A 7,458-nucleotide genomic window follows, 5' to 3' on the forward strand; every position below is an offset into this window, starting at 1 on the left:
GTGGCGGAGAGATAGGGATTTGAACCCTAGATACGCTATTAACGTATGCCGGTTTTCAAGACCGGTGCTTTCAACCACTCAGCCATCTCTCCGTAAGTGTGGCGTATAATAATGAGCTTGAACCAAGCTGTAAACCCTCAAAAGTATCAAGTGATTACAATTTCATCTAATTTGTCGTTTTTTTGCATTTTACGCCAGAAATCAAACTTCTTTGACTAGAATTCAAGCAAAATCATGCAAGTGAAATTCCGTTCATCCATTTTACACGAGCACAATCAATTAGCTGAACGATATGAAACGAAAGCTTTACCTATTGACCACTATTGTTGCCTTTGTCTGGACCTGCGGGTTATCAGCCGCAAGCGCAGACCGGATACTCACAGATGCAATCATCTACGGCTATCCCAATGCCGATGCGATAACCATATCGGAAGGAAAAATCACTTATATCGGCACCAGCCAAGAAGCGAATAATATGGCTGACGACCATACCGACATCATCAATCTTGATGGCGCTTTTGTCTTGCCAGGTTTCATCGATAACCATAACCATGTCTTTGAGGCTGCTTCACCTGTTGGCGGGGATTGTCTACTCGATGCCGATGTTTCTTTGCAATCACTCATCCCATACTTGAACAGCTGCTTTGATAAAACCAAACGCGGGCAGTGGATTATCGGTTACGGGTTTTCTTTAGATGCCATTTTGGATGAGAATAATACCTCCACTCCGCTAACTGTTATCGATAAAATTTTCCCTGACCAACCCGTGATCTTCATGGAGCAAACTTCACACTCTATGTGGGTCAATACACAAGCCCTAAAGCAAGCCGCTATCAACAAGCATTCTCCAGAACCGCAAGGTGGGCGGATACTTAAAACTAAGTCTGGCCAATTGACGGGGATCCTTCTCGATAATGCCGGAGACATTGTGATGGAAATGGCATGGAACGATAGGGAAAATAGCCGAAGCCAAAATAATAGAAGACCCAATCGCCGTTCAGTCAATAACAACCCTAGTTATGAAGGGCTTCTTGCTGGCCTTGAGGAAGCTGCAGCCCACGGCATCACCACAATCGGTGATGGGAGGATGTATTGGAAAAGAGGTTGGTTTGAAATTTGGCAGCAAGCGCAATCGGACAATATGCTCACTGCCCGAGTGTCTGTCCGTCCGTGGATCTACCCTGAGGGTGATATGGATCCACAACTGCAATATCTTGAGTCCATTTACTCCAGCTCCGCAAACGACCCTGCAAGCCTTATCATCGTCGAACAGGTAAAGATGTACAGTGATGGTATTTTTATTAACGGTACGGCCAAAACACTGGCTCCTTATCTGTTCACTTATCTTCCAGGCGATCCTCACGGTATAAACTATATTCCACCCAAAGAGATGTCGGTATGGCTCAAGGCCCTTGCAAGGATTGGCTACGGAGCCCATATCCATGCCATTGGTGACGGCGCAATTTATGAAACGCTCAATGCTATTGAGTCAATGCGCAAAGCGCACATCAGCAAACCCTATACTCTTACCCATGTTGAGTTAATCGACCGCAACGACATTCCCCGTTTTGAAGCACTTGATGTCACTGCCGATTTTCAGGTCGGCTCAGACTATATTGCTTACCATCAGCACCAATGGGCTGAAGCCTTCTTGGGTGCCAAACGTACGAGGGCATTAATGAACCTAAACGCCATTTATCAAACTGGTGCAAACGTCACCCTTAGTAGTGATTGGAACGTACACAACATTAATCCACTAGAAGGTATCGCTAATAGCCTTATTATGGGAAAAACCGGGTTACCGTCGATAACAACTGCAATCGATGCTTATACCATCAATGCTGCTTATAGCCTTGGTATTGATAAGATCACTGGCAGTATTGAGGTTGGAAAATCCGCTGACTTTGCAATTTTGGACAATGATATAACCCAAATACCTTCCGATAGAATCAGTTCCTCTAATGTGCTTTTAACCATTCTTCAAGGCGAAGTTGTTTTCGAAAAATATGAATAGAAGGGAAGATATACCTTCCATAAAGCACAAGATTCACATTAAGGATTTCTGAATAAAGCTTTTCTAACTAATGTATATTGGCCTCCCTAATATTAGGAGGCCATCAACTCATTTAACTAACTGAAAGAATCAAAGAGCAAGCTTCCACAGAGGCCTTCCGCCCCAAAGTAACCAAAACACCACTGAAGGCATGTACTTTTTCTTACGCCAAAGAAATTGTGCTTGGTGTTTAAGGAAAGCCGCTTGCAAAAAAGCATCCGCTAACTGCTCCGATTCACGGGCATTAACCGCTCTGAGTTCTTCAAGATCACTACCTGCCAACAACTGACGTTCTCGCCCTTGTTCTAGCCATTGCCGTACCTCAGATTCTGCCCTTTCACGCAATTGCGCTTTGGGGACAACCTCTTGAATTAGCCCTATCGTTTTGGCTTGCTGGGCATCGGGTTTCCACCCCTCACTACCTAGCATACGCGCCGCATTGTCCTCCCCAATTAATCGGGGCAGGTGCACACTGGAGCAACCTTCAGGCGTTACCCCCAAAACTGCAAACGGCGTCGAGAAGGTCGCGGTATCTGACGCAATAATGCCATTGGCTAACGTCGCTGAGGTGACACTTGCACCAATTGCAGGGCCATTCACCGCGATCAACAGCGGCTTGGTACAACCAAGAAATATCTCAAACAAAGCTTGGTTATTCTTGACAATCAACTGGCGCAGTTTTCGCGGGGCCATCACCTTTAACGTACCACTGAGATTTACACCTGCAGAGTAATAGTCTCCCGCCCCAGTGAGGATAATAGCCCTGACCTTGCTCTCAACATTTGCTTTCTCGAAAACCTCTTTCAGGGCATTCATCATAGCCATGGTCCAGCCATTTAATTTCGCCGGCCGATTCATGGTTATGGTCAAGATTCCTTGCTCAAGCTGTGTCAATAATTGATCAGCAGAGCCTTTACTGAGCTGCATGTCGTTCACTGTGAGTGCCTCCTTCCAATGGCGGTAGTTGCTATTCCAGTCAACCTTTTTTGTAACCCTCTACAACACCAGCTAAAGGGATACAACCTAGATCTAATCCTCAATCAAATCTGTTTAAAAAATCAGCAAGTGCGGGTTCGATCACGCTAATAAAAGGCTGCAACTATTAGGGTAGAGATAAAAGTTAGAGCAAAGAAACTAAGATTCACCGCTGCCAACAAATAGTTTGATTTGGGCTTAATTGAGCCCTTATTAAGCCTAAATTGAAAAGCCTGCTGACATCATTTCTTAGCCTACATTTAGAGATTGATTGTAGCCCAGTTGACTTTGCAATTTAGTATTGCGGAGTATGGCAGATGGAAAAACTTAAACGTGCAAAGGAACTATTCACCAGACCATTAACCCTCGACGAACTTCACAAGCTGGATGAGCTTGAACGCCAAGCCAAAGGCAAGGAAAAACTGTATATCGCTTCCTTGTGGGACGCGGCGTACGCCCTTGTTGAACCAGCAGTCCTTCATCAAGCCCGTGAAGCTGGGCTGCTCTAGCCATAATCCTTATGGCTCTTCTTGTAAGGGGAAAGGATTAGCTGTATTTCCCCTTCTCATCTCTTTTTCCTAAATTTTTTTGAATATATTTAAATTTTGTTGAGCACTCCCTACCTATATAACTCATTTTATCAATAATTAATTTGAGCCACTTCATAATATTATCCCACAACACATTTATTTAATAATACAAATAAACCAACAAAAGCACTATATTGCCAAAGTGACTAATATCACCATAATTTCGCCAAAAACCACTAATTAAGTGATCAAAATCATGAAGATATATTTACAACAGTGATGAGTATATCACTTTAATAAAACCCTCTTTGATCAGCCTAAAATAATACAATAACTTGAGTGTGTACCGAGGACATTAAGGTGTAAGGATGAACACACAGAAGCAAATTGCGCTAGATGCAATCGAATTAGTTAGGCCAGCTATCGAGCGCCTATTTTCACGAACCAACCGCCAAGAACTGCACATTGTGGTGATGGATCCCCGCCTTAAGCCCTGGGAGTCCAGCTTCGAGGAAGCCATTTTGGTTGAAACCTCAATCGGCCAACCTGATGCATGGACAATCCCATTTGATCAACTCGCCCGGAAGAAGGCCCAACAAGCTTGGCGTGACTCTCAGGCCAATATTAATCACCAAACCGCTCACCCATCGTCGCTAAGAGATGACGATGTGCTGTATTACGGCTCCTTTGTCTACGGCAATGTCGTAGTCGCCTGCAGCGGGGTGCAGCAATGGTATGACATGCTGATCAGTGGCTGGATTGCCCTTGCTATCGAGCAACTCACTATCAACGACTACCAGACCCAGAAAACGAATAACCCGACTCAAACCTACCGACGTGAACAATAAAACAGGTATCCAATATATGAATAAATTACTAAAAGCAGTCATGATCTCCGCAGGTGTATTAGTTTCGGCAACAGCAGTTGCTGCTGATTACCCGACTAAAAACATTCGTTTGGTTGTCCCTTTCGGGGCCGGTGGCGGTACCGATGCGGTTGGCCGTACGCTGGCAAATAGTGCCAAGGATGTACTGGGCCAGAATATTTCGATCATGAACCGTACCGGTGGTGCAGGTGCGGTAGGTATGAGCTTTGGTGCCCAGCAACGCGCTGATGGCTATACCCTAACAGTTGTCACCCGCGAAATTGCCTCGCTGCCACAGATGGGCCTAATGCGCCACACAGCAGATGACTTCAAACTGATCCGTATGGTTAACCTTGACCCAGCAGTTGTTTTGGTTGCTGCTGACAGCCCATACAACAGCATCAATGACCTGATTGAAGATGCCAAGAAAGAGCCAGGCAAAGTGAAGTTTGCTTCTACTGCCGCACCAAACTTCTACCTAATGGCGCTTGAGAAAGACCAAGATATCAAACTAAATGCGATTCCATACAACGGCGCTTCAGAAGCGATTCCTGCGGTACTGGGTAACCACACAGATGTCACTATGGTGACTCCGGGTGAAGCCATCGCACAACTTCGCTCTGGCCAACTAAAAGCCCTTGGTGTGATGTCGGAAGAACGTATCGCGTTTATCGAAGATGTCCCGACTCTAAAAGAGCAAGGTGTTGATGTAGTCACCGGCACATGGCGTGGTATTGGTGCACCGAAGAACACCCCAGACCACATTATTGAAAAGCTAGGTACTGCATTTGACCAAGCGATGGCGACAGAGGAATTCAAGTCATTCATGGAAACAGGCGCAATGACTATCCACAACCTAAACGCCGAAGAGTTCACTAAGTTTGTCTATGAAGATACGCAAGCACTAGGCTCTCTAATTAACTAATGATACTCAGGAGCCAGCAAAACGTGCTGGCTCCACTTTTTTGAACACGCTCAACACAAGGATGGATTCTATGTTGAATAGAAACTTTCTTTTCCCGTCCCTGATCATTCTATTAGGTGCCGCTTCCCTTTTCGTTATTAGCCAATTCGACAAACCGATGTTCCAAGATGCTAGCGTCGATGCGGCCTTTTTCCCAACCGTTGTCACGATTGCCATGATGGTTATTTCAGCGGTTTTAGTTTTTCAGCATTGGCAAAAGAACAAGCTTGAAAATAAAGAGAGCTCCCAAAAGAAAGAGGCGCCGATTTTTTCCAAACTGTCTATTTTCGGTGTTGCCTATTTAATTGGCTATGCCTTCTTGATTCATATTCTCGGCTACCTATTTGCCAGCCTTATTGCCTTCGCTTTGTACCTGATTTATTTCAAGGTGAAGAAACCCCTTTATTACGTTATTGCAGCAGTATTCGTTGTATCTGTGTATTACCTGTTTGGCGAAGTGTTTGTCATTGCACTTCCTGACGGCATCATTCTGTAGAGGCCGCGTATGTTAGAACATTTATTTTCAGGCATCCTAACGGCCTTTAGCCCAAGCGTTTTCCCTGTTCTGATCTTCGGTGTACTGGGAGGGATCATCCTTGGTGCCCTGCCCGGCCTGACTGCGACCATGGGTGTCGCCATCTTGCTGCCTTTTACCTTTGGTATGGAGCCAACAGCGGCACTCGTCATGCTCATCGGTGTCTACATCGGCGGTATCTATGGCGGCTCAATTGCCGCGATTTTGCTAAAGACCCCCGGTACACCGGCATCAGCTGCTACCGTTCTAGATGGTCATACCCTTGCAGCCAAAGGGCAAGCCGCCCGAGCTCTGAGTATCTCGGCAGTTGCTTCTTTTATCGGCGGCCTTATCAGTACCATCGTGCTGATCGCTATCGCGCCGCTATTGGCGGATTTTGCCCTCAAGTTCAATGCTCCTGAGTATTTCGCCCTGGCTTTGTTCGGCCTCACCATCATTGCCAGCGTATCGTCAAAAAACATCCTAAAAGGCTTACTTGCAGGCTGTATCGGCTTGCTGGTATCCACTGTGGGCCTAGACCCAATCAGCAGTGTGCCGAGATTTACCTTTGATGTAATGGACCTATACAGTGGCATCAATGTCATTCCTGTATTGATCGGTTTATTTGCAATCTCAGAAGGCCTCAACCAACTTGAAAAGTTGCATACTCAGAAGAAAAGCGCACCACCGAAATTTGACCATAAGTTACTGAGCAAGAAAGATCTGAAGACCATGCTGCCAACAGCTGTGAAAAGTGGTTTGATGGGCACGTCTATTGGCTCAGTACCGGGTGCTGGTGCCGATATCTCAGCGTTTGTTTGCTACAACGAAGCCAAGCGTTCTGCCAAGAATCCGGACGAGTTCGGTAAAGGCTCGGTGCAAGGTTTGGCGGCAGCGGAAGCAGGTAACAATGGAGTGACAGGCGGCTCACTGGTTCCACTACTAACACTGGGCGTACCCGGCGATGCCGTGGCTGCCGTGTTGCTTGGTGCCTTAATTGTACAGGGCCTTACACCGGGACCGCTGCTGTTCAGTCAAAGCCCTGAAGTAGTGTACGGCGTATTCAGCTCCATGCTGGTAGCCAATATTGTGATGCTAATTATCGGCTTGCTTGGTATCCGTTTCTTCTGCCGAATTATTGAAGTGCCTAAGATCATCATGATCCCAATCATCATCTTCCTGTCGGTGATCGGTGCCTACGCCATCAACAACTCAATGTTCGATGTGGGTATTGCAATCAGCTTTGGCTTGTTAGGTTTTATCCTCAATAAGATGGAAATTCCGTCATCACCCATCCTGCTGGCGATCATCCTCGGGCCAATGGCCGAGACCAACCTTAGGAAGTCACTGCTAATGTACGACGGTAGCTGGTCTTTCTTGTATGAACGCCCTATCGCACTGGCCTTCATTGTCCTTGCAGTTTTCTCGGTCTACTCCACGATGAAACTCAAGAAGAAGCAGGCACAGGCTCCTTTAGCGGAGTAGGGAAAAGAAGGGTCCTGGGTCCTGGGTCCTGGGTCCTGGGTCCTGGGTCCTGGGTCCTGGGTCCTGGGTCC

At 46.3% G+C, this 7,458-nt stretch carries 7 protein-coding genes and 1 tRNA gene; 6 read left to right on the forward strand and 2 right to left on the reverse strand.

Going from position 1 to position 7,458, the window contains the following annotated elements; all coding sequences use genetic code 11:
- Window position 1: 1 nt before the first annotated feature.
- A tRNA-Ser gene (locus BIZ37_RS28500) sits at window positions 2–92 on the reverse strand.
- A 200-nt stretch (window positions 93–292) separates the two neighbouring features.
- Here BIZ37_RS28500 and BIZ37_RS28505 point away from each other — a divergent pair.
- Window positions 293–2,014: an amidohydrolase gene (locus BIZ37_RS28505; RefSeq protein ID WP_187464411.1), complete on the forward strand. Its 1,722-nt coding sequence runs from the start codon at window positions 293–295 to the stop codon at window positions 2,012–2,014.
- 129 nt (window positions 2,015–2,143) lie between these two features.
- On the opposite strand, the gene BIZ37_RS28510 is transcribed toward BIZ37_RS28505, so the two are convergent.
- Complete coding sequence (locus BIZ37_RS28510) at window positions 2,144–2,980, reverse strand: enoyl-CoA hydratase/isomerase family protein (protein WP_222939873.1); 837 nt, start codon at window positions 2,978–2,980, stop codon at window positions 2,144–2,146.
- 365 nt (window positions 2,981–3,345) lie between these two features.
- Here BIZ37_RS28510 and BIZ37_RS28515 point away from each other — a divergent pair, with 365 nt between their 5' ends.
- The 5 genes from BIZ37_RS28515 to BIZ37_RS28535 all read left to right on the forward strand — a co-directional run bounded on the left by BIZ37_RS28515 (window position 3,346) and on the right by BIZ37_RS28535 (window position 7,387).
- Entirely contained in the window at window positions 3,346–3,537 is a 192-nt protein-coding gene (locus tag BIZ37_RS28515) for a hypothetical protein (RefSeq protein WP_107300554.1), read from the forward strand.
- A 389-nt stretch (window positions 3,538–3,926) separates the two neighbouring features.
- The gene (locus BIZ37_RS28520) at window positions 3,927–4,406 is read left to right on the forward strand and encodes a hypothetical protein (RefSeq protein WP_187464413.1); all 480 of its coding nucleotides are present in this window, start codon (window positions 3,927–3,929) and stop codon (window positions 4,404–4,406) included.
- A 16-nt stretch (window positions 4,407–4,422) separates the two neighbouring features.
- The gene (locus BIZ37_RS28525) at window positions 4,423–5,349 is read left to right on the forward strand and encodes a tripartite tricarboxylate transporter substrate binding protein (RefSeq protein WP_107300552.1); all 927 of its coding nucleotides are present in this window, start codon (window positions 4,423–4,425) and stop codon (window positions 5,347–5,349) included.
- 70 nt (window positions 5,350–5,419) lie between these two features.
- Complete coding sequence (locus BIZ37_RS28530) at window positions 5,420–5,884, forward strand: tripartite tricarboxylate transporter TctB family protein (RefSeq protein WP_187464414.1); 465 nt, start codon at window positions 5,420–5,422, stop codon at window positions 5,882–5,884.
- 9 nt (window positions 5,885–5,893) lie between these two features.
- Window positions 5,894–7,387: a tripartite tricarboxylate transporter permease gene (locus BIZ37_RS28535; protein ID WP_187464415.1), complete on the forward strand. Its 1,494-nt coding sequence runs from the start codon at window positions 5,894–5,896 to the stop codon at window positions 7,385–7,387.
- The last annotated feature ends 71 nt before the right edge of the window (window positions 7,388–7,458 follow it).

Source organism: Photobacterium sp. BZF1 (genome assembly GCF_014349205.1).
GTDB lineage: Bacteria > Pseudomonadota > Gammaproteobacteria > Enterobacterales > Vibrionaceae > Photobacterium.

Coding starts and splice junctions, on each gene's coding strand:
- BIZ37_RS28505 (WP_187464411.1), top strand. CDS start 293: ATGAAACGAAAGCTTTACCTATTGACCACTATTGTTGCCTTTGTCTGG.
- BIZ37_RS28510 (WP_222939873.1), bottom strand. CDS start 2,980: ATGCAGCTCAGTAAAGGCTCTGCTGATCAATTATTGACACAGCTTGAG.
- BIZ37_RS28515 (WP_107300554.1), top strand. CDS start 3,346: ATGGAAAAACTTAAACGTGCAAAGGAACTATTCACCAGACCATTAACC.
- BIZ37_RS28520 (WP_187464413.1), top strand. CDS start 3,927: ATGAACACACAGAAGCAAATTGCGCTAGATGCAATCGAATTAGTTAGG.
- BIZ37_RS28525 (WP_107300552.1), top strand. CDS start 4,423: ATGAATAAATTACTAAAAGCAGTCATGATCTCCGCAGGTGTATTAGTT.
- BIZ37_RS28530 (WP_187464414.1), top strand. CDS start 5,420: ATGTTGAATAGAAACTTTCTTTTCCCGTCCCTGATCATTCTATTAGGT.
- BIZ37_RS28535 (WP_187464415.1), top strand. CDS start 5,894: ATGTTAGAACATTTATTTTCAGGCATCCTAACGGCCTTTAGCCCAAGC.